Origin of the sequence: Pseudomonas sessilinigenes (assembly GCF_003850565.1) — a bacterium.
In the GTDB taxonomy this organism is placed as follows: domain Bacteria; phylum Pseudomonadota; class Gammaproteobacteria; order Pseudomonadales; family Pseudomonadaceae; genus Aquipseudomonas; species Aquipseudomonas sessilinigenes.
In genome coordinates this window covers 3,413,276-3,433,394 of record NZ_CP027706.1, presented here as the reverse complement: position 1 = coordinate 3,433,394, position 20,119 = coordinate 3,413,276, and the positions used below count along the sequence as shown (strand labels likewise).

The window sequence follows — 20,119 nt, the reverse complement described above, 5'->3', positions numbered from 1 at the left end:
TGGTGTGCGGCCCAGCGGGCCTGGCGCACGAGGCTACGCCATCTGGCCTTGGGGTTGCCAGCGCTAGACAGGCGCAGGCGACAGCGGATGGCCTTGCAGCCCTGCGGGCGACTGATCTCAATCCGCTTTCAACTGCACCCAGAGCTTGCCAAGAACCTTTTGCAGCAGCGCGCATTCGTCCTGGTCCAGGCTGCTGGTCAGGGATTCGCACATCCCCCAGAACACCGGCAAGGACCGCTCCAGCAACTCGCGCCCCTGCTCGGTCAACTCCAGGGCGAAGCTGCGCCGGTCCTCGGTACTCAGGCGGCGCCTGAGCAGGTCGCGCTTCTCCAGCCAATCCAGCAGGCCAGTCACCGTCGAACGGGTCACGCCAAAGTAATCCGCGATGTAGGACGGCGTGACCGCCTGGCTTTCTATCAGGCCCCGCTCGGCCAGGCCGAAGAACATCAGCAGGTCGAACTTGCTTTCCGATAGCCCGAACGGCGCCAGGCTGGCATTGGCGCGTTGCTCGATGTCATCGCACAGCCAGAGCATCAGCAGGCCCAATCCGGCACGGGATCGATCGGTCGCGCCTTGGGCGGTATCGCGCATCAGGGCAAGGTGGGGACGGGTCGCGGCGGATGCGGCGAAAGATGTTCCGGAGCCTTGCTCGGGACTGGCGACAGGCTTGGATGCAGGTGGTTTTGAGCGGGACATGGGCGACATGGGTCAATGAGGAGGTTGCCAATCATACCAAGGGGAAATATTATTTTTTCCGTATAGTACGTCACTCGTACTATATTTCGATATTGCTATCACGCCCCTTCCCGGGGCCAGCGCGTGCAAACCAACAAGGAAAACGCAATGTCCGTGAAAGTTGTTGAGCTTCACCACGTAGGCTTCGGCGTGAACAACGCCCAGGCCGATGCCATGCTGGACTTCTATCGCGATGTCCTTTCACTGCCCCAGGACCCGGCCCGCTGGAAGATCCCGGGTATCTACGGCTCGTGGTTCAACCTGCCCAATGGCACCCAGTTGCACATCCTCGGGTGCGATGGCGTTTCGCAATATGCCAAGCGCCCTGACCAGGACCCGGTCTCCAACCACTTCGCGCTTGCGGTGGAGGATGTGCTGGCAGCCGAGAAGGTGCTCGTGGAGCGGGGTATCGAGTACTTCACCCTCGACAATGTGGCCTCGCCCTCCTTGAAACAGCTGTTCCTGCGCGATCCGGCCGGCAACCTCATCGAGTTGCACCAGGCCAGCGAGCGGCGCCCCGGCGTCGACTCGGCCAACCAGGACAAGACCCCCACCGCCAATCGCTGAAACCGTTCAGGACATAGCCATGTATTTTGATATGAAGGCGCTGAGCCCGGAGCAGCGCAGCAACCTGGTGCACTCCACCGTGATCCCCCGCCCCATCGCCTGGGTCAGTTCCTGCGATGGATCGGGGGCGGTCAATGTCGCGCCATTTTCCTTTTTCAACGTGATGTCGGGAGACCCACCGCTGCTGTGCCTGTGCATCGGCTCGCGCTCGGGAGAACCCAAGGACACCGCGCGCAACATCATCGAGCGTGGAGAGTTCGTGGTTAACCTGGTCTCGGCCCCGATGGCCGGGCGCATGACCGTCACCTCCATCGATTTCGATGCCCAGGTCAACGAGGCCCTCGAGGCCGGCCTGCAGATGCTGCCCGGCCAGCAAGTGAGCATTCCACGCATCGCCTCGAGCCCTTGCTCGATGGAGTGCCGGGTTCGCCAACTGATCGACATCGATGGCGTGCGTACCTTCATCCTCGCCGACATCGTCGGTACGCACCTGTGCGAGGAAGCGATCGTCGACGTGACCCGCATGTTCATCGACCCGACGTCCATGGCCTTGATCGGCCGACTGCACAGCCCCGGCTGGTACTGCGAAGTGTCTGCGGACTTCCAGATGCCGACACCGACGCCACAGGCCTGGCAGTCCTTGAAGGCCCAGGGCCGAGAGCAGGAACTGCTGGCATGGCGGGAACCATCCACCTCGCAAACAGGCGCAAAAGAACGATGCTGAATGCCCATGAAATACAGGAATGCGCCAATCGCCTGGATGCCGCCGAACGCTCGCGCGAACAGATTCGCCAGCTCTCCCTGAGCCATCCGGACATGACCATCGCCGATGCCTACGCCATCCAGCGTGCCTGGGTCGAGACGAAACTGGACCGTGGCCGGAGGATCATCGGGCACAAGATCGGCCTGACCTCCAGGGCGATGCAGATGGCCTCGCAGATCGACGAGCCCGACTACGGCGTGCTGCTCGACGACATGCTCTGGCCCGATGGCGGCGAGATTGCCCGCGAGCGCCTGATATTGCCCCGAGTCGAGGTCGAACTGGCCTTCATCCTCGATCGTCGCCTGGTGGGGCCGGAGGTGACGATGCTGGATGTGCTGGATGCGACGCGCTATGTCGTGCCGGCGCTGGAGATCATCGATGCACGTTCGGAACAGCTCGACCGCGACACCCAGCGGCCGCGCAAGGTGGTCGATACCATTTCCGACAACGCCGCCAATGCCGGGATCATCCTCGGCGGGCGCCCGGTGCGCGTCGACGACCTGGACCTGCGCTGGATCGGCGCCATGCTCCTGCGCAACGGCGTGATAGAGGAAACCGGCCTGGCGGCAGGCGTGCTGAACCATCCGGCCAACGGCGTTGCCTGGCTCTCCCGGCGCCTGGCGGTATTCGACACCGCCCTGGAGAAAGGACACATCGTGCTGTCCGGCTCCTTCACTCGCCCGGTGCGGGCGGAGGCCGGCGATACATTCCACGCCGACTTCGGTCCATTGGGCAGCGTGGGCTGCCGTTTTATCTGAGTACTGCATGTGCAGGAGATAGTCATGCATAACGAATTCAAGCAGGCCCTGGTGACGGGGGCTCCCCTGATCGGCCTGTGGCTCGGCCTGGCCAACGGGTACACCGCGGAAATGCTCGGGGACATCGGTTATGACTGGTTGGTGATCGACAACGAACATGCTCCCAATACGCTGCAATCGACCCTCGCCCAGTTGCAGTGCCTGGCGGCGTCCCCTACCCATGCGGTGGTCCGGGCGGCCGGCGACGATGCCGTGGAGATCAAGCACTTGCTCGACCTGGGGGCCCAGACGTTACTGGTTCCCATGGTGGAAAGCGCCGAGCAGGCGGCCAGCATCGTTGCCGCCACCCGCTACCCTCCCCATGGCATCCGCGGCGTGGGAGCGGCATTGGCCCGCGCCTCGCGATGGCAGCAGATCCCCGGCTACCTGGCGACGGCCGATGAACAGATTTGCACCCTGGTGCAAGTGGAAAGCCGGGCCGGCATCCAGGCCTTGGCGGAGATTGCCAGGGTCCCGGGGGTCGATGGCGTGTTCATCGGGCCTGCCGACCTGGCCGCCTCCCTCGGTCACCTGGGCAACCCGGCACATCCCGAGGTGCAGGACGCCATCGCAGGGGCCATCCGGGAAATCCGCGCGGCCGGCAAGGCCCCGGGGATTCTCACCAGCGACGCGGCCATGGCCCGGCGCTACCTGCAGCTGGGTGCCGTGTTTGTCGCCGTCGGCTCCGATGTGGGGCTGCTGGTGAGTGGCGCCAAGGCACTCAGGGACGCATTTGGGCAGGTGACTTGAAACCAGGGCTGCGACACCCGGTCTGCGGGTCGATGCCCCGATGATTGCTGCGGGTGGAGATTGTCCCGGTACTCGGGGCAGGGCCTGGCGAAGGGAAGCGAGAGGATCTGGTGTCGGGGCCGAGGTAGACGCCCCCCGGCCTTTGCACTGCGGCAAGCCCTTCAAGGTCGTCTCGCGACGGCCTTGGAGTGGCAGGGCTCAACGCTGCTACTTGGATAACGACAACGGTACGCCCCAGATCGGGTCTTCCATGCCTTGCTTGCCCAGTGGCGTGATCTGCATGGCCTGGAGCCTGGACAGCAGTTGCCGGTGCTTGTCGCTCAGGACTCGTTGCTCGATGAGATTCTGCGTAAAGCTCATGGGCGCCGGCCAGGTGTAGACGGTCAGGTTATCCAGCGGACACTCGATCTTCTTCGGATCGATCGCCCGGCACTTGGACTGCTGGTACTTGTAGCCAGGGGTCTTGAGGTGCATGCGCGGGGCCAGCAGCAATTGCCCGCCCTGGACGGTGAAGCTGGCCAGCGCCTTGTCGACCGGCAGGCGCGCCTGGACCTTGATCGACGGCACATCGCGGGAATCGGTCTGTTGGTAATACCCGGCTCCAGAGCCCTGCGTGGTCTGGGTATATTGCTGCTCGCCCCAGGCCACGCAGGCGCCAGAGGCCACGTGCACGGTGGTACAGACCTTCTCGGTCTTGAGCTCGCTGCCATAGGTGGCGTCCTTCCAGACCTCTTCCCGGTAGTACTCGCGATACAGCTCGGGGGACAGGTAGGCGGTGCCATTGGCACCACGACCCGAACCGGGCGGGCCGCTACGGGCGCCGATCTGGTCGAGCAAGCCGTGGATCTGGTAGTCGTCGCCACCGGTCAGCAGGTATTTGCCGGGAGGCAGGATATGCACCTCGAAGGCCTTGAACAGATAGGTCTCGCCAGGCTTTCTCTGCAACTCGTTGGTCTGGAATTTGCGGCCGAAGGTGATCTTCGGGTCCTTCTCGTATTCCCAGATCGCTGTTGGCGTCCACTGCATCATGGTCAGCGCATCGCTCAGCGACTTGTGCGGCATCACGTCGGCCACCAGCACCACCGCCATGTTCGCCTTCAGCGCCGCGTCCACCTGGTCCAGCAACTGCGCGTAACGCTGATCGTCCTGGGTGACGTAAGCGCCCGAACCGAGGTCGGACACGCAGCCGGAAAGGGAAAGAGAGAGAAGCAATGCGGCGGGCAGGGTAAAACGCGGCCAGGACAGTTTCATGTATCGATCCTTGATAAGCGTTGGTACGGGACGTCGAGCGGCCATGATTACTGGCTGGGGGCACGCAGCGCAATATGTGCCAGAGTGCATCGGATGACAGGCAGGGTGCAAACGAATACCCGTCGCGACTGCGCCCATTACTCGATGCTGATCGCTCCCGCGAAAGCCCGGCTACAAGGCCTGCACGAGAAAAGAGCGGGCTTACTTGTTCACCCGGTACGTCCACCTGGCGAGCATTCTCACCTCAATGAAGTACCTGGCTTGAGTAGCTCCATTGCGCCAGCGATCGTTCGCCAGAGACCAAGGACTCTCGACTCAGCCGACAGGCCCGCACAAAGATCAATCGGCACAGATACCCCTGGCGTGATCGGTCAAATGGTCGGCTGCCAGATAGATTTCACTTTGCATATCACTGTCATACAGGTGGGCGCTGCTGGTCATTGCTCCCCACATGTCGAGGAAGATGCCGGCAAGGTTCTTGGGAATGGCGTGCTGATGACCCAGGCCGATTTCGATCTGCTCCAACAAGTCCATCAGTGCCTGAAGCGAATCACGATCCAGACCGCGCTTTTCACGCAGTTGCAGGGAAAAATCCAGCCACTTTTCGATAAAGATCTCGATCAACTGATCAGTCATCAATGATGTTTTCCGTAGATGGGAAAAGGATATGTGCGACAGCGGTGCTCTTGCGCGATTGCATCGCTGTTCAGGCCCCAAGAGTTGGTTGTTTCTGCACCAATGGCGATTGCATGCTCAACAGCTGTGCAGCTACTTCTCGAGAATCAGGCTGGCCTGCACAGGCCAGTACCTGGCCGCTAGCTCCTTAAACTGATCAAACCGTACAACAGATCTTTCGGGCGCAGTCGGTCAAATGGTCGGCTGCCAGATAGATTTCATTCTGCATATCACTGTCGTACAGGTGGGCGCTGCTGGTCATTGCTCCCCACATGTCGAGGAAGATGCCGGCAAGGTTCTTGGGAATGGCGTCCTGATGACCCAGGCCGATTTCGATCTGCTCCAGCAAGTCCATCAGTGCCTGAAGCGAATCACGATCCAGACCGCGCTTTTCACGCAACCGCCGATCAAAGTCCAGCCACTTTTCAATGAAAGTCTCGATCAACTGATCAGTCATCGATGATGATTTCCGGTCTCAGCATTTTGAACAGCTAAAAGCAAAAAAGCCCACTAACCGTGACCGGCAGTGGGCTTTTTCATATCTACATCACCTAGGAACGTGCCTTGCACATTCCTGATCGCCGCGAACTAGTGAATGACTAAAACGCCTTTTCCTAGTACCGCATCCGACCATGAATATGGTGGGTCGTGTGGGATTCGAACCTACGACCAATTGGTTAAAAGACAATTGGACTGAACTGCTCTAGGAAGGGGTTTTCACGGCACCCTAGGACTAGTTTGCGAGCCCAGCAGCCTCTAATGACATTCACATTAGAGGCATCACGATGAAAAAGAAGGCGAAAAAAGCAGGAAAAATCTCCACCAAAGGTGGAACTGGCAAAACAACCGGCTCGACCAACCTCGGTGCGTTCACTGCAGATGCAGGTTTGCGCACTCTGCTGATCGATCTGGATCCCGTCCAACCCTCAGCGTCATCCTATTTCCCCCTGATTCACGAAGCTCCGGGCGGAATTTATGAGCTCCTGGCCTTCAATGAAACCGATCCGGGCCGGGTTATTTCCCGTACCAACATCCCCAACCTCGATGTCATAGTCTCGAACGACGTCAACAATCAGCTCAACAACCTCCTGCTACAGGCACCTGATGGCCGGCTTCGCCTGGCTAATCTGATGCCGGAGTTCGAGTCCCAGTACGACCTGATTATCTTCGATACTCAGGGCGCCCGCTCGGCCATGCTTGAGATGGTCGTTCTGGCTTCTGACATAATTTTATCCCCCCTCCCTCCTAACATGCTGGCGGCACGCGAGTTCAACCGCGGCACCATCCACATGATGGAAGGCCTGCGCAGTTATGCCCGCCTCGGCCTGACCATTCCTCATATCAACATAATCATCAATGGGTTGGATCAAACCGTTGATGCCCGCCAAATACACGAAACAGTCAGGGAAGTGTTTGACGGCACCCCTGAAGTTTCCGTGCTCCACACCACCATACCCCACGCTGTTGTTTTCAAAACCGCCGCATCCAAAGGCATCCCGGCACACCGCTTGGAGTACCGGCAGCCATCGAATCGCCTTGCGCCCTCGGCGCTGAGCATCCTCCGACAATTGGCCACTGAGGCCTTTCCGGAATGGCATGAACGCTTCGCTGCAATGACTGAGGAGCGTGTAGCCCAGATCGTCAAAGGGGGGAACTGAAGTGGCTAAATCCCCCATAACCCAGCCAACAGGGATCACACCTGAGTTCCTGCAGAAGTTGAATAGTCGTTACAGCTCGACTGAGCTGCGCAGTGTCCAGACCAAATTCACCAGTACCGCACGCGAAGTGCGCAAGCTCGGTTCCGGAGGCCCCATGGGTTCCGGCCTATCGGGGCGGATTAGCGAGCAGCTCAGCTACGAGCAACGCCAACTACTACTTGATGCCGCCACGCTCATCGAGTCAGTGAACAACCACATTGAGCACGCCAAGGAGAAGCGTGTTCGGGACGAAAAAGCCACCAAACGCCGTCAAGATGCGCGTAATGCGCGGGCGAAACAGTTGATCGCTGCTAAGTTCCCACTGCTCCACGAAACAGTTGAGCAGCAATTAGAAGTGCTGAAAGACGCTCTGGTATTCAACCGGGCCGGGGTCCATATCGGCTTCTGCGATCCGATTAAGTACAACCAGGAATGGATGAAGTGCCTGGATGACGCCCATAAAGCCGGAAGTTGGACAACTCCCCTGGGATACCTGAAAAGCCACATCGTCTCAGCACGCTCCGAGCTCATTCAATCCCTAAGCAGTGATATTGCCTATGACGATGGCTCAGACGTTGAAGAGCGTCTGAACGTACTGAAACAGAAGGTAGCTGACTGCCTGGCCCGGGCTCCCCTCACCGCTGCGGAAGAAACAACGCTTCTGCATTGGAAGAGCGCTTTGACCCTGAATGCGTGGGGTGAAGTATGAGCCGCTCCTCTGCAAGTAAAAGTATCCGGCCTGTCACCCTTCAGATGCTACGTACCCGGCTGGGCACCATCATTCGCCGAAATGAAGCCCTCACGAACAAGCAACTGATGCTGTGCCTGGATGGGCAGAAATATCCGGTAGACAGCGACAACCTGAAGATCAGCGACGACGGAGTAATCGAGCTGGAGCTCTACCAGCCCAATGCTGCTGTAGCTGCCATAGCCTACGCCCTGGCCAATCCATGTGAGTCCCCTCTGGATTTTCTTCGCTGCTGGAACTCCGGCGACTTCGAGGCAATACGCCAAGAATGGGATGACGTACCTGAAGAGGTATTCATCGGCGCCGACCCTCTCCACAAGGTTATGGAGGATCGCTCATGAGCCCAAGACGTCTGTTTCACTGTGCGGGCTTTCTATGCCTGTACGCCATGAACTGTTCAGTAGCGTTTGCGTTGGCCTATTGCCTCGCTTCGATCTACAAGGAGCCTTACGCAGGCTTAGCGCTGCAGGGCGCCATCTTCTGCGCATACCTTCTTGCTGCGCTGTGCGTCCTTACCCTGGTGTGCGTGACTGTCTTGGCTGCGGCCCGTTGGCATGCAAAAGCAGCCGTACTGTCAGCTAGAGCTGGCCAAGCTCCTCTGCACCAGGAGCTGAAGCCATGACGCACATTAGCGCCCCTCAACTCCAGCTTCTCTGGCACACGCTTGGCCTTTCTCCGAGCGATCCTCATAAGCGCACCGTGAGTCGCAACCATTTTCTTACCGGCCCAGGCGACGAAGACGCACGGCAGCTCGACGTCCTTGTCAGTGCGGGTCTGATGATCGTTGGTAAAGCTCCCGCATTCTGCCCTCAGGATGAAGTCGTTTATCGCGCCACGCGTGAGGGAGAACGGTTAGCGATCGAGAAGTTACCTCCACTCTCTTCGACGGAGGTTGCATGATGGATAGGCAAAAAGTTCTAAACAAAGTCAGCAAACTACTCGCCCTGGCCAATGACTGTGGCGCCAGTCCGAACGAAGCAGAAACAGCACTTCGGCAGGCCCGCCACCTCATGAAACAGTACAACCTCGAGTCCCTTGAGGTGGCTGCACATGCAGTTGAGGAGGTTTGTGTCCCCACTCGCACCGCTCGCCCGCCTAAAGACTGGCTGCACCGTCTTGCGGCGACCTGTGCCCGTGCCTTCGATTGTGAGCACTTAGCGTTCCATTCGGGCCTGGCGGGCTGGTCGATCAAGTTCATGGGCATCGGCATAGGCCCTGAGTTAGCGGCCTATGCGTACTCTGCCTTGCACCACCAACTGGTGATGCAACGCAAGGCACATGTCGCTCTGCAGAAGCGCTGCCAGCTCAAAACCAAACGCCGCCGAGGGGAACTCTTCGTCGATGGTTGGTTGAGCGCTATCAGCTACAAAGTCGCCCAGTTCGCAGGGGCTGACGCGGAACCCCGCGATGAAATCAAGGCTTACATCAGCCTCCATCATCCAACTCTTGAATACATGGACCTGGACCGGCCAGAGGCCAAGGGACATGACATTCGGTCCCAGCAGGCAGGTTGGCAACAGGGCAAGCAAGCAAATTTGGGCCGAGGCCTCAGCCACAAAGAACGGATGTCGATTGGGGGTGGACGATGACTCACACCACAACAGCCCATCCAGCTCTGCTCCCAACCTCCCATGCACTGAGGGGATGCACCATGCCCGAAGGTCTTCGTATGAACAAGGCAGCACACAGCGTGATCACAGAGCGTCACCGCCAGGTGACAGAGGAAGGCTACTCCATCCATCGTGATGACGTGTATGTGCGAAACGAGCTGGCAGAAGCCGCTGCGGTGTACGCAGTCTTGGCAGGAAAGCCTGGATGCAGCAGCAGTGCCTGGCCATGGGACAAAAAGACATTCAAACCCAGCGATGACCGTCGCCGCGACTTAGTGAAAGCGGGGGCTCTAATCCTTGCAGAGATCGAGCGACTCGATCGGATACAGTTGATCCAGCCCTACCCTGTTCAGCGGGATGAAGAGGGGATGTTCGCCCATCCCGACCTGCCAAACTTTGAAGAAGATCCTGACAAATCCAAACTCTGGCTGCAGGAGCAAGGCCTAGAAATCTGTTCAGTCAGTCTTGAAACAGACGCGCCTGAAGAAATTGCCGATCGCTACTTCGCTTCTGATAGTCCCGACTGCAGTTACTGGGAGCCCTCTATGCCTGCCGGCGAGGGCTGGTTCTGCCTGGCTATTCATGACACTGAAGAAGGCGGCCCCTACTGCTTCTGGGCACGCCGGGAGGTCACTCCGTGAACCCTCTCGACTTTACGCCGCCTCATTCGACTGAAGCCGAACAGGGTGTCCTGGGCGGTCTGATGCTCGACAACAATACATGGGATCTCATTGCCGACCTGCTTGTGCCTGAAGACTTCTTCAAACGTGAGCATCGGTTGATTTTCCAGGCCATCGCCTCACTAGCCGATAAGGATCATCCATTCGATATCGTGACGGTATCCGAGTCGATGTCTCAACCAGAGGAAGTTGGTGGCCTGGCCTACCTTGGAGATCTCGCAAGAAATACTCCATCTGTGGCCAACATCGAACGCTACGCAGAAATCGTTCGGAACAGGTCTCACCTGCGCAGCCTCATGTCCCTCGGCTACCAATGCTCTCGCGACGCCGCTGAAAGCACGGCAGTAGCTACTGACGTCCAGGAATCGATCGAGCAGCAACTCTTTGCACTCGCTCAGAACAGAACACGCTCCGACTTCGTCGACGTCAACCAAGCCCTCGGAGAGGTGATCAACAAGATTGACGAGCATTTCAACGGGAATGTGACTGTGACCGGAGTGTCGTCCGGAATCGACGATCTTGACGAGATGACCTCAGGTTTTCAACCGACCGACCTCATCATTCTTGCCGGCAGGCCGTCGATGGGAAAAACGGCTCTAGCCTTGAAGTTCGTCCACGCGGCTTTACGTCAATGCTCAGACAATGAATCGGTCCAGGTCTACAGCATCGAAATGCCGGCCCAGGCCCTGCTATTTCGTTTGATCTCCAGTATCGGCCACGTAGATCTGACCAAGCTCTTAAAGGGGAAGCTTGAGGATGAGGATTGGCCGAAGCTAACAAATGCAGTCCAGCAGCTTAATGGCTTCGGGGATAGGCTGGTAATTGATGACGGCAGCTCACTGACCCCACCTGCGCTGCGGGCAAAGGCCAGGAGGGCAAGCCGGCGCTTCGGCAAGCCAAAGCTGATCCTCATCGACTACCTGCAGCTAATGAGCGCGGTAGGTGAGGAAAACAGGAACAACGAAATCAGTGTGATTTCTCGTTCACTGAAAGCGCTTGGCAAAGAAATGGACTGCCCAGTTATTGCCCTCTCTCAACTCAACCGGAGTGTTGAGGGACGTCCAAATAAACGCCCAGTCAACGCTGATTTGCGCGAAAGCGGTGCTATTGAACAAGACGCTGACGTGATCATGTTCGTTTACCGAGATGAGTATTACCACCCGGAGTCCGAGCATAAAGGCATCGCCGAAATCATCATCGGCAAACAACGTCAGGGCCCGGTCGGTTTTGCACGGGCGGCTTTCATCCCACAGCAGACTCGCTTCGAAAATCTGGCCCCTGCCAGTTGGCAAGGAGGCTGCGCATGACCTCGCAAAGCATAAGCGCACCCACTCACTGGTGCCGATCATGCAACACACATCACTCCCTCAAGCAAGTTCAGCACTGGCTTCCAGAGCCACACAAATTTTGTGATGAGACCGAGGTGTGGATCTGCCCACTGTGCAATAGCTACGACGTCGAGCCACTGCAGGAGGTGTTAGATGAGAAGTAGCACCACCTATTTTCCTAAGATCCATGCCGACGCTGAGTTCAATCAGTCGGCACTAGTACACGCTCATAGAGCAGGTGTGAATGCAGTGGAGCTGGATCTTCTTTCACAAGCGATAACCAGGCTGGTACGTGACCACAGCACGATCGTTCCTGGAGCCATGTGCGACAACTTCGCAGAGATGGAGAACCTTGGCTATGTGCGTCTGACCCCAACTTCATCCGGAACACTGGAGGTTGCCCTTCTGTGCCCTGGCCCGCTTCTGTCGAATTACTTCTGGTCGGTGTGGGTACCGCGGCACCTGTTCGAGTGCTCGATGAAGGTCACGGTTCTTCCGCGACTGGATGATGACGCCATCACTCAATACTGCACAGTTGCGTTTCGCATACCTGGCGATAGAGAGGCCGCGAGGTTCTTCCTCATGGATCTCGGCTCGAAGTACCCAGGCCACGATCCAGAAATTATTGCCATACAAGCAGGGAACCAACTCAGGACAGAACTTCATGAGTAGGCCCCCGAAGGTACACGAACGCTTACGCCATCTCGTCGAGTTTGCGATCAGCAATGGCTGGGCCGTCTCCCGCTCGGCAGGGGGGCACCTCAGATTCAAAAAGACAGGTTGCTCTGACATCTACACGTCCGCGACACCGGGCGATCACAGATCAGAGCGAAATGCTCGAGCACGCCTGCGCCGTGCGGACCGCACCACTCCACTTTCGAAGGAAATCAGCTGATGCCAATTCGTCACCTCATTATCCATCACATCGACAAGCAACCTGACGGCACCCCAGCGGTTCTACACAGCCGTGACTCAGAACTGGCAGAGTCCGCCGTCCTCGAGAACATGCTCGTCGACCTCAACGAAAGCTATAACGCCAAGCAGGGCAAGGCCTGGGGCCTTTTCCATCCAGAGTCCGGCGCCTTTCCCCTCAGCGGCTGGCTAAAGGAGTTCTTCAACGGAGAGCTGGACTTCACAGCTTTCAGTCACAAGGCTGTGGACCACCTGCAGAAACTGATGGAGGAGTCCAACCTGTCGGTGGGCGGTCACGTGCTGTTCGCCCACTACCAACAGGGCATGACCGACTACCTGGCCATCGCCCTACTGCACCACAGCGAAGGCGTGGCGGTGACCGACCAGCTGGACGTGACGCCCTCCCGTCACCTGGATCTGGGCCAACTGCACCTGGCGGCGCGGATCAACGTCTCCGAGTGGCAGAACAACAAGCAGTCCAAGCAGTACATATCGTTCATCAAGGGCAAGAACGGCAGAAAGTCCACGGAATACTTCCGCGACTTCATCGGTTGCCAGGAAGGCGTTGATGGTCCAGGCGAGACACGCACCCTGCTCAAGGCCTTCAGCGACTTCGTTGAAACCGAAGACCTGCCCGAGGACTCGGCGCGAGAGAAGACCAAGACCCTGGTGGACTACGCCAGCAGCCAGGCCAAGCTCGGCGAACCGGTAGGCCTAGAAGAACTGTCGGAGTTGATTGACGAAGACCGGCCGAAGGCGTTCTACGACCATATCCGCAACAAGGACTACGGCCTGTCGCCAGAATTCCCGGCAGACAAGCGCACCCTCAACCAGTTCCGCCGCTTCACCGGCCGCGCCGAGGGCCTGTCCATCACTTTCGAAGCTCACCTGCTGGGATCCAAGGTTGAATACGACGAGGAACACAACACCCTGGTGATCCGCTCACTCCCAACCTTGTTACTCGATCAACTACGTAGGGCAAGGTCGGAACAGGGGGAATCCATGTGAAAACTGTTCAAAGACCAATACTCCGTTACCACGGCGGTAAGTGGAAACTGGCCACGTGGATTATCCAACACCTACCGCCCCATCACACCTACGTTGAACCATACGGCGGCGCCGCGTCCGTTCTGCTACGAAAGGCCCGCAGCCCTGCAGAGATCTATAACGACCTCGACGGCGAGTTGGTCAACCTATTTCGTGTGGTACGAGACCGTGGCCATGAGTTGCGTACTCTCCTCGAGCTGACGCCATTCGCACGGGAAGAGTTCGTAGCCAGCTACGACGATTCAACTGATGCCTTAGAACGTGCTAGGCGCATGGTGCTGCGTTCCTTCCAGGGTTTCGCCAGTTCAGCAGCTAGCGGTGAACGCACAGGCTTCAGGTCGACCTCGAGCCGTTCGGGTACTTCGCCGGCGCACGACTGGCGTCACTATCCAGCCACCCTAACAGCCATTATCGATCGCCTGCAGGGAGTAGTGCTCGAACACCGAGATGCGATTTCGCTCCTGGGGAATCACGATCGCCCGAACACTTTGTACTACGTGGATCCACCCTATGTGCACTCCACGCGCAGCAATAAAGTTCGCCATAACGATACGGGCAAATCCTATCGACATGAGCTAAGCGACCAACAGCACTCAGAGCTTGCACTCCACCTAAAAGAGCTGCAGGGCATGGTCGTTCTATCCGGTTACCCCAGCCATCTCTATGACGAGCTCTACGGCACCTGGTACCGCGTTAGCCGCCATACCCATGCTGACGGCGCAAGAGACCGGGTTGAATGCCTATGGCTTAACAACGCTGCATTCGAAGGGCTGTCACAGCACGACTTCTTTCATCGACCTGATTCATCTCAGGCTTTTTCACACAAAGCTTTAGCAGCCCAACGTTAAGCACAGGATCAGCAGGAGAAAATTTATGGACCAGACTACTTCCCGCACAGCAGACAAATTCGTCGTCCGACTTCCTGATGGCATGCGTGATCGTATTGCCCAGGTCGCACGGGACAACACCCGCTCCATGAACAGCGAGATTATTAACCGGTTGGAACATTCACTCCTGGTCGGCCAGGTTGATACAGCCAACCCGCTCCAGGCAGATCTTGAGCGCGCATACAGGATCATTGATCGGTTGCTACAAGCCACCTGCCCTTCCACTGAAGACGTCCAGGAGATTCTGGAGCTGTTCAAGTGCGGTACTCCGGGTGCGGCATTCCCTGCTATGAACTCGAGCGCGGGGGTGTAACGTGACAGATCTTAAAGCACGGCTATTAGCCCCGGGTTTCTCCCCTTCTGCTGCTACAACGGTCCTCAGCGATCCCTTAGCCGATACTCCAATCGTGGCTACCATCGATGAGGTACTGCCTTGGGAGGACAACCCAAGGACGACCCGTAACCCGAAGTATGACGAGATCAAGGAGTCGATCCGCAATCGGGGGCTGGACACACCTCCACCCGTAACTCGTCGACCAGGTGAGGAGAAGTATCGGATCCGCAACGGCGGTAATACTCGCATCTCAATTCTGAAAGAGCTCTACCAGGAAACCGGTGATGAGCAGTATTACCGGATCAATCTGCTGTTTAGGCCATGGGACCAGGCTCGAGGTGAGATCGTCATGCTCACGGGCCATTTGGCCGAGGACCTGAAGGGCGAGCTCAAGTTCATCGAACGTGCAGTTGGGGTTGGCCGAGCTAAAGCTCTGTACGAATCAGAATCAGGGGAGCCTATCGGGGTTCGAGAGTTGTCACGCCGGCTGGCAAAAGATGGCTATCCAATTTCCGCCTCACATGTCAGTAGGATGCTTGACACTCTTCAACACCTCCTCCCCTCCATACCAGGACTCTTGTACTCCGGTTTAGGTGTTGACCGGATTACCAAAATTTTGAGTCTTCGCAAAACTAGTTTCACATGTTGGGAAAAACACTACACAGGCGAGGGTGTTGACTTCGAGATGCTCTTCCAGGATGTACTTGCTCAGTTCGAAGGAGAGGCAGAGGAGTTCCTGTATCAACGCTTCCAAGACGAATTGATCGGAACGATGAAGAAGTCCCTGCCGCTGGGATACGAAGACATCCTCCTAGAAATCACTCAGCAGCAAGATCAGCTACGTCGATCCACCCCAGTTGTCCAATTGCCAACAAATGACCCCTTGCCAGCCGCAGGTCTTCTGCAGTCGGCGCCGAGCGAGAAACCGGCACCCTCCCCTCAAGGATCCACTGCCCCAGGAAACAATCAACCCTCTCGCCAAAATACCAGCCAGTCGAATTCTGGTCCAAACGAGCCTGGATCTCCTTCACCCGAGATGCAGGCTCGTATAGATGGACATATAGCCTCGCCCGTTACACAGACTGCTCGAGTTATCGAGATGAAAAAGAAGCTGGCCGCAATCGAAGGTGAGCAGTTACCCGACTTCAACTCCAACTGCCTTCAATCGATTCCCGTGCAAGCAGGCGGGCTCAACCCGATCAGTGACCTCTGGTACATCGAACGCGAGATTGATTCGTCGGAACAGCTCAGAAAACACATCGCACAGCTGGCGTTGGAGATTCAAGAGTCGGTGAATGCCCCAGGGCAAATTACCGAAATTCCAGCCGGCATTGGATATTCCTATAGACAGCCAACTGAGGAGTCTGAAGTCACTGCCACGGCTGTGCACACCATGACCCTCCTCCAGTCGTTAAGCGGGGCAGTTTCAATCGCATTGCAAATGATCAGGGAGAGTCCTGATGCGGACTTGAGCTCGTTGGAAGACTTTGAGTTTGCAGCTGGTCTGGGCCAACTGCTCATCGGTCAGCCATCAACAAAAGATATTGAGCCTCACGATCAAGGTCGCATTAACGACGGCGCTCTAGTGAAGCTTTTCAGAATCATCCGACTTGCACGCCGATTGATCGACATCGAGATCAAGCAGTCCGCGTAGGCCAGGGCCGGACAATCCGGATGGGATGAATAGGAGGGGGTCCATGACCAAGTCAACGATCAATGAGGCTGTTCTGTCTCAGCTTCTCGACCTGGTGCGCAACGGCCAGTTGCAACGTTGTAGGGAAATGGGGTTAGAACCTGAGGTGCTGGGCCAGATCCAGCACCCGACAGTGCTGAGCCTACTTCGCAATACGCCGGTCACCTGGGTAAACGTCAGCATCAACAGTTCAATGATTCAGAAGCTGCTGTCGAATGCAGCTCGGACTGAAGAAGAAGCGCGCGTTATTGAACGTGCAATTCGTTTGGGTGCGACCACCAAGTTACTCAAAAACTTCTTTGGGCTCTCGCCGCAGGAAATTGCGTTGCAGAGAGCAGTGATCGGCGTCAAAGCCCCACATGGCCGATGGCCGGCAGTATCCGAGGATCAGGAACATCAGATCTGGTATCGCTGGACTAACTTGATGAAGCAAAACCAGGTTTCGCTAGAGGACAGCCTGGCCATGCTCGATATTGCAATGCTGGTAGCGGAAGAGTTAATCGCTGACGGGTTAACACTGGCCCAGATCTGGTCCTTCATTACCCACTGGATTGAAAACCGCATCTACCCCGAGAACAACCATCGAGATCGGCAAGCGAGGCGACTTGAGCAAGGCGAACATACGCAATGAAGCTTGCTCGGTTCCCCATTTCTACGCTACTCGATTCTGCCTCGGGTCACCTCGAGGCACACCTGCTGAAAAAGAAAGCTGAAGATGTCGCTCTCAACACCGCATCACCGACTACCTACGCGGGCATTATTTTTAGTGGTAACCCGCACGAAACCGTACCGCGCAAACTCCTTCTAGATGACCGTTTAACTCCGTTGGAGCGGAATTGCTGGCAAGTGTTTCGCTTGCTCATCAATGAAGACGGCATAACCGCCTTTCCAACATATGACCAACTTCGTCCATATCTTGGAATGACACCTGGTAAACATGCCTCACGTGAAACCGTTGCGAAGGCACTGACTGTTCTTCGGCTTACTAGGTGGTTGAGCCTTGGCCGCAAGGTACGCAACGAGATCAGCGGTCAGGTGCAGGGTAACGTTTATCTACTGCATGACGAACCAGTCACGCCAGCCGAAGCCTTGGAGTTCGATAAGGACTACATGACATTGCTCATGCAGTCTAAAGAACATCAGAACAGAGCGATCCAAGAAGTCGCAGCAATGACCTGGCGAGAGTTCACCGATGATGCGGATGTCGGCCGCCGTCTTCCCTCTCGCATCGAGACCATAAGCGATCGGCTAAACGCACAACCTTGGGCAGTAAAAAGTCAGCTTGAAGCGATTCCTGCACCTGAGTTCGGAATCCGAACTCAGTTAGATATTGCCGCGTCTGGCCTGAGTTCGGATTCCGAACTCAGTGAAAACTCAGGAAAACAGACCGCTCTACCCCTCAGTTCGGATTCCGAACTCAGTGGAAAACAGCCGAGTTCGGACTCAGTTCGGAATCCGAACTCATATAGTACGTATACAAATACAAACAAGTCTGTATCTAAAAGCTTTGTACAAGATCAAGACTCCATCGGCGCGAATTGGCTCATCGCTCTCGAATCGCTGCCACCTGACACTCGAGGGAAAGTTCGAGTGATCATGCAGTCAGTACCTGAGCCATTACGCGATGCAGTGATCAACCAGTGGTCCCACAGATGCCAAGTGGGCGGACTGAGCAAGCCCTTGGCCTACCTCAAGACCCTGGCTGACAAAGCAAAACGTGGGGACTTCAACTCTGACTGGCAGCCAATCGTAGCTCCAGCAGCCCCTCCCACCACTGCCCTGCCGACGGAAGTTACACCGAGCATTCCTCCAACCCCTGAGGCGACTCAGGCTGCCCAACTGGCGCTAAGTGGCTTACAGAAACTGCTGAATATCCGCGGTAGTAGACGTAGTGAGTGAGGACATAGCCTTGATAAGCGATTCACTACTGTCAGTGATATCGGTGATCAGTGTCGGTCATCGAGCCTTCGCAAGTGTTGCGGGCCGCAACACTTCACCAGGACCGGAATCTACTGAGCGCTCCGGTGTTGCCACTGGCAACACTGGCCGGGGCAACCATCGGCGCCGACAAAGTGTTGCGGCCCGCAACACTCCACCAGGACCGGAATCTGCTGAGCGCTCCAGTGGTACCACTGGCAACGCTGCCAAAGTCGGCCACCGGTGCCAAGCAAGTGTTGCGGCCCGCAACAGCTCACCAAGACCGGAATCTGCTGAGCGTTCCAGTGGAAAGGGGCACGACACACTCACACGCCAATCCCCAAAACCAAAACACCTCGGCTATCCATTTACTACTGCACGCGCATCCCTACAAAAGCAGCATGGGCTGGCTTCCCCACCTTATTCAAGGAATCCATGCCCATGGCTGACAACTTTCAGCTCAACATCGGCTCCCTTCGGAGCCAGGTTCAACTGACCCTTCACACGCACCACGCTGCAAGGATCTGGCTGGGACGCCAGCAAAGCGAATCCAAGAACAGCATCCTTGGGCTCGCCGGCTTCTGCTCCAGAGTCAATCAGATGGACCGTGGTGCCAGTCAGGACGACCCATTTTCGGACTGGTGGATCATCCGGATTGAAGACAAGATCGCCGAGTCTGATGCAGCCCTGACAGAGATCGATAAGCGCCTCGATGATGTCATGGCTCAGCTACCGGCCATGATCGACATCGGCACCAACCTGTCGACTCACCCCATGAAACTGCCCCTCTTCATCTCCAACCCCCTGGGCTTCAAGTCGGTCTACCTGCTGACCAAATACGACGAGATCGTGCGCCGCATTCTGCTGGCCAAGCATGTCGGTCTGATTGGTAGACGGGATGGCGAAGTCTGGATCGATGACGGGGCTCATATCCTGCGCAGCCTGTTTGGACTGGCCCAGCAATATCGTTTCTCAGGTGCAAGCCGCGATGACTTCGCAGCCAATAACGCCCGGGCAGAGCAGGCCCGGCAGATGTACCAACGGGCCGGCGAGATCCCTCAAGACATCCTTGAAGGGACTCGCCGCTCGTCCTTCGCGCCCGAGATCCGACGTGGCCAACCGACCTTGTCCGAACGACTCGAAGCTGAGCCTTTTGATGAAGGTGAGGAATGACCCAAAGCATCGGTGGCCGCGCCTTGGGAAACCTGCAACAGGGTGCCTTCAAACCTCTGCAACAGGGTGCCTATCAGGGGCTGCAACAAGGTGCCTCACTAAAAGGCCTTTTAAAGCCCTTTAAAGGTAAGGGGGAGCTGGACCAGTTAGCCGAGCAATGCACAGCACTGGAGGCAGGTTTGCGCGCTCTAGTTCATGAGGTGCTGGCCCAGGTCCGCGAACATCCATTCGCCCTTCTACCCGTTCGACTCATCGAGCAGAACACATCGGCTGGCACAACTTTCCTGCGCTGGCAAAGCGTTCAAGACCGGCGCATGGGGTTCGGTGTATGGGCGGCAATGGTTCAACACCCCAAGACACCAGCCAACTTGCTGCAGGACCTGCTTGCCCTGGAGCAACACCGAATCACCTTGAATATGCAAATCAGCCTTGTCCATTTCATCGGCAAGCAGGCCGCCGAGTGCGCAACAAAGATGGGCCAGGCCGAGGCCGAATATCTAGCTCGACTGCAGCAGCTCACCAACCAAAACCAACACAACTGATCGGAGATTCAAC

The 20,119-nt window shown here is 57.2% G+C and carries 25 protein-coding genes; 21 read left to right on the top strand and 4 right to left on the bottom strand.

Annotated elements, in window-relative coordinates:
• Positions 1–117: 117 nt before the first annotated feature.
• Positions 118–696 carry a MarR family winged helix-turn-helix transcriptional regulator gene (locus C4K39_RS15790; RefSeq protein ID WP_217884146.1) on the bottom strand — a complete coding sequence of 193 codons (579 nt, stop codon included), beginning with the start codon at positions 694–696 and terminating at the stop codon, positions 118–120.
• A gap of 147 nt (positions 697–843) precedes the next feature.
• Here C4K39_RS15790 and C4K39_RS15785 point away from each other — a divergent pair, with 147 nt between their 5' ends.
• From C4K39_RS15785 to hpaI, 4 genes are read left to right on the top strand one after another with little or no spacing between them, the layout of a single operon-like run.
• Positions 844–1,302, top strand: coding sequence for a VOC family protein (locus tag C4K39_RS15785; RefSeq protein WP_022640490.1), 459 nt, complete (start codon positions 844–846; stop codon positions 1,300–1,302).
• Positions 1,303–1,321: 19 nt separating this feature from the next.
• A complete protein-coding gene (locus C4K39_RS15780) occupies positions 1,322–2,026 on the top strand; it encodes a flavin reductase family protein (RefSeq protein WP_124346942.1) in 705 nt (234 codons plus the stop codon).
• A complete protein-coding gene (hpaH, locus tag C4K39_RS15775) occupies positions 2,020–2,823 on the top strand; it encodes a 2-oxo-hept-4-ene-1,7-dioate hydratase (RefSeq protein WP_053131513.1) in 804 nt (267 codons plus the stop codon). Before C4K39_RS15780 ends, hpaH begins: the two co-directional genes overlap by 7 nt.
• Before the next feature lie 24 nt (positions 2,824–2,847).
• Positions 2,848–3,612, top strand: coding sequence for a 4-hydroxy-2-oxoheptanedioate aldolase (gene hpaI, locus C4K39_RS15770; protein ID WP_124346941.1), 765 nt, complete (start codon positions 2,848–2,850; stop codon positions 3,610–3,612).
• A 207-nt stretch (positions 3,613–3,819) separates the two neighbouring features.
• On the opposite strand, the gene C4K39_RS15765 is transcribed toward hpaI, so the two are convergent.
• The 3 genes from C4K39_RS15765 to C4K39_RS15755 form a co-directional block, all read right to left on the bottom strand.
• Positions 3,820–4,863 (bottom strand): hypothetical protein, encoded by a 1,044-nt coding sequence (locus C4K39_RS15765; protein WP_124346940.1) that lies wholly within the window; start codon positions 4,861–4,863, stop codon positions 3,820–3,822.
• A gap of 339 nt (positions 4,864–5,202) precedes the next feature.
• Positions 5,203–5,499 carry a hypothetical protein gene (locus C4K39_RS15760; RefSeq protein ID WP_124346939.1) on the bottom strand — a complete coding sequence of 99 codons (297 nt, stop codon included), beginning with the start codon at positions 5,497–5,499 and terminating at the stop codon, positions 5,203–5,205.
• Positions 5,500–5,695: 196 nt separating this feature from the next.
• The gene (locus C4K39_RS15755) at positions 5,696–5,995 is read right to left on the bottom strand and encodes a hypothetical protein (protein ID WP_124346938.1); all 300 of its coding nucleotides are present in this window, start codon (positions 5,993–5,995) and stop codon (positions 5,696–5,698) included.
• 328 nt (positions 5,996–6,323) lie between these two features.
• Here C4K39_RS15755 and C4K39_RS15750 point away from each other — a divergent pair, with 328 nt between their 5' ends.
• The 17 genes from C4K39_RS15750 to C4K39_RS15670 all read left to right on the top strand — a co-directional run bounded on the left by C4K39_RS15750 (position 6,324) and on the right by C4K39_RS15670 (position 20,106).
• Positions 6,324–7,196: a ParA family protein gene (locus C4K39_RS15750; protein WP_124346937.1), complete on the top strand. Its 873-nt coding sequence runs from the start codon at positions 6,324–6,326 to the stop codon at positions 7,194–7,196.
• A gap of 1 nt (position 7,197) precedes the next feature.
• Positions 7,198–7,944 carry a hypothetical protein gene (locus tag C4K39_RS15745; RefSeq protein WP_124346936.1) on the top strand — a complete coding sequence of 249 codons (747 nt, stop codon included), beginning with the start codon at positions 7,198–7,200 and terminating at the stop codon, positions 7,942–7,944.
• Positions 7,941–8,324: a hypothetical protein gene (locus C4K39_RS15740; protein WP_124346935.1), complete on the top strand. Its 384-nt coding sequence runs from the start codon at positions 7,941–7,943 to the stop codon at positions 8,322–8,324. The genes C4K39_RS15745 and C4K39_RS15740 overlap by 4 nt, the downstream gene beginning before the upstream one ends.
• Positions 8,325–8,601: 277 nt before the next feature.
• Positions 8,602–8,883, top strand: coding sequence for a hypothetical protein (locus tag C4K39_RS15735; RefSeq protein ID WP_124346934.1), 282 nt, complete (start codon positions 8,602–8,604; stop codon positions 8,881–8,883).
• Positions 8,883–9,572 (top strand): DUF2786 domain-containing protein, encoded by a 690-nt coding sequence (locus C4K39_RS15730; protein WP_124348363.1) that lies wholly within the window; start codon positions 8,883–8,885, stop codon positions 9,570–9,572. The genes C4K39_RS15735 and C4K39_RS15730 overlap by 1 nt, the downstream gene beginning before the upstream one ends.
• An 80-nt stretch (positions 9,573–9,652) precedes the next feature.
• Positions 9,653–10,234, top strand: a complete 582-nt coding sequence (locus C4K39_RS32050; RefSeq protein WP_367613716.1) for a hypothetical protein — start codon at positions 9,653–9,655, stop codon at positions 10,232–10,234.
• Positions 10,231–11,580 carry a replicative DNA helicase gene (gene dnaB / locus C4K39_RS15720; protein ID WP_124346932.1) on the top strand — a complete coding sequence of 450 codons (1,350 nt, stop codon included), beginning with the start codon at positions 10,231–10,233 and terminating at the stop codon, positions 11,578–11,580. The genes C4K39_RS32050 and dnaB overlap by 4 nt, the downstream gene beginning before the upstream one ends.
• Before the next feature lie 174 nt (positions 11,581–11,754).
• A complete protein-coding gene (locus C4K39_RS15715) occupies positions 11,755–12,273 on the top strand; it encodes a hypothetical protein (protein ID WP_124346931.1) in 519 nt (172 codons plus the stop codon).
• Positions 12,266–12,496, top strand: a complete 231-nt coding sequence (locus C4K39_RS31810; protein ID WP_073698966.1) for a hypothetical protein — start codon at positions 12,266–12,268, stop codon at positions 12,494–12,496. The genes C4K39_RS15715 and C4K39_RS31810 overlap by 8 nt, the downstream gene beginning before the upstream one ends.
• The gene (yejK, locus tag C4K39_RS15705) at positions 12,496–13,521 is read left to right on the top strand and encodes a nucleoid-associated protein YejK (RefSeq protein WP_124346930.1); all 1,026 of its coding nucleotides are present in this window, start codon (positions 12,496–12,498) and stop codon (positions 13,519–13,521) included. The genes C4K39_RS31810 and yejK overlap by 1 nt, the downstream gene beginning before the upstream one ends.
• The gene (locus C4K39_RS15700) at positions 13,518–14,408 is read left to right on the top strand and encodes a DNA adenine methylase (RefSeq protein ID WP_124346929.1); all 891 of its coding nucleotides are present in this window, start codon (positions 13,518–13,520) and stop codon (positions 14,406–14,408) included. The genes yejK and C4K39_RS15700 overlap by 4 nt, the downstream gene beginning before the upstream one ends.
• Positions 14,409–14,433: 25 nt before the next feature.
• Complete coding sequence (locus C4K39_RS15695) at positions 14,434–14,760, top strand: Arc family DNA-binding protein (RefSeq protein ID WP_124346928.1); 327 nt, start codon at positions 14,434–14,436, stop codon at positions 14,758–14,760.
• 1 nt (position 14,761) lies between these two features.
• Positions 14,762–16,435 carry a ParB family protein gene (locus C4K39_RS15690; protein WP_124346927.1) on the top strand — a complete coding sequence of 558 codons (1,674 nt, stop codon included), beginning with the start codon at positions 14,762–14,764 and terminating at the stop codon, positions 16,433–16,435.
• Positions 16,436–16,478: 43 nt separating this feature from the next.
• On the top strand, positions 16,479–17,105 hold the full coding sequence (locus tag C4K39_RS15685; RefSeq protein ID WP_085597417.1) for a DUF2857 domain-containing protein: 627 nt from the start codon (positions 16,479–16,481) through the stop codon (positions 17,103–17,105).
• Positions 17,102–18,373 (top strand): STY4528 family pathogenicity island replication protein, encoded by a 1,272-nt coding sequence (locus C4K39_RS15680; protein ID WP_124346926.1) that lies wholly within the window; start codon positions 17,102–17,104, stop codon positions 18,371–18,373. The genes C4K39_RS15685 and C4K39_RS15680 overlap by 4 nt, the downstream gene beginning before the upstream one ends.
• Positions 18,374–18,832: 459 nt before the next feature.
• Positions 18,833–19,564, top strand: a complete 732-nt coding sequence (locus C4K39_RS15675) for a PFL_4669 family integrating conjugative element protein (RefSeq protein ID WP_085597419.1) — start codon at positions 18,833–18,835, stop codon at positions 19,562–19,564.
• Positions 19,561–20,106: a DUF3158 family protein gene (locus tag C4K39_RS15670; protein ID WP_124346925.1), complete on the top strand. Its 546-nt coding sequence runs from the start codon at positions 19,561–19,563 to the stop codon at positions 20,104–20,106. The genes C4K39_RS15675 and C4K39_RS15670 overlap by 4 nt, the downstream gene beginning before the upstream one ends.
• Positions 20,107–20,119: the final 13 nt, after the last annotated feature.

Coding starts and splice junctions, on each gene's coding strand:
- C4K39_RS32050 (WP_367613716.1), top strand. CDS start 9,653: ATGAACAAGGCAGCACACAGCGTGATCACAGAGCGTCACCGCCAGGTG.
- hpaH (WP_053131513.1), top strand. CDS start 2,020: ATGCTGAATGCCCATGAAATACAGGAATGCGCCAATCGCCTGGATGCC.
- C4K39_RS15765 (WP_124346940.1), bottom strand. CDS start 4,863: ATGAAACTGTCCTGGCCGCGTTTTACCCTGCCCGCCGCATTGCTTCTC.
- C4K39_RS31810 (WP_073698966.1), top strand. CDS start 12,266: ATGAGTAGGCCCCCGAAGGTACACGAACGCTTACGCCATCTCGTCGAG.
- C4K39_RS15785 (WP_022640490.1), top strand. CDS start 844: ATGTCCGTGAAAGTTGTTGAGCTTCACCACGTAGGCTTCGGCGTGAAC.
- C4K39_RS15735 (WP_124346934.1), top strand. CDS start 8,602: ATGACGCACATTAGCGCCCCTCAACTCCAGCTTCTCTGGCACACGCTT.
- C4K39_RS15760 (WP_124346939.1), bottom strand. CDS start 5,499: ATGACTGATCAGTTGATCGAGATCTTTATCGAAAAGTGGCTGGATTTT.
- C4K39_RS15790 (WP_217884146.1), bottom strand. CDS start 696: ATGTCCCGCTCAAAACCACCTGCATCCAAGCCTGTCGCCAGTCCCGAG.
- C4K39_RS15680 (WP_124346926.1), top strand. CDS start 17,102: ATGAAGCTTGCTCGGTTCCCCATTTCTACGCTACTCGATTCTGCCTCG.
- C4K39_RS15750 (WP_124346937.1), top strand. CDS start 6,324: ATGAAAAAGAAGGCGAAAAAAGCAGGAAAAATCTCCACCAAAGGTGGA.
- C4K39_RS15685 (WP_085597417.1), top strand. CDS start 16,479: ATGACCAAGTCAACGATCAATGAGGCTGTTCTGTCTCAGCTTCTCGAC.
- C4K39_RS15675 (WP_085597419.1), top strand. CDS start 18,833: ATGGCTGACAACTTTCAGCTCAACATCGGCTCCCTTCGGAGCCAGGTT.
- C4K39_RS15695 (WP_124346928.1), top strand. CDS start 14,434: ATGGACCAGACTACTTCCCGCACAGCAGACAAATTCGTCGTCCGACTT.
- C4K39_RS15780 (WP_124346942.1), top strand. CDS start 1,322: ATGTATTTTGATATGAAGGCGCTGAGCCCGGAGCAGCGCAGCAACCTG.
- C4K39_RS15755 (WP_124346938.1), bottom strand. CDS start 5,995: ATGACTGATCAGTTGATCGAGACTTTCATTGAAAAGTGGCTGGACTTT.
- C4K39_RS15730 (WP_124348363.1), top strand. CDS start 8,883: ATGGATAGGCAAAAAGTTCTAAACAAAGTCAGCAAACTACTCGCCCTG.
- hpaI (WP_124346941.1), top strand. CDS start 2,848: ATGCATAACGAATTCAAGCAGGCCCTGGTGACGGGGGCTCCCCTGATC.
- C4K39_RS15740 (WP_124346935.1), top strand. CDS start 7,941: ATGAGCCGCTCCTCTGCAAGTAAAAGTATCCGGCCTGTCACCCTTCAG.
- yejK (WP_124346930.1), top strand. CDS start 12,496: ATGCCAATTCGTCACCTCATTATCCATCACATCGACAAGCAACCTGAC.
- C4K39_RS15670 (WP_124346925.1), top strand. CDS start 19,561: ATGACCCAAAGCATCGGTGGCCGCGCCTTGGGAAACCTGCAACAGGGT.
- C4K39_RS15715 (WP_124346931.1), top strand. CDS start 11,755: ATGAGAAGTAGCACCACCTATTTTCCTAAGATCCATGCCGACGCTGAG.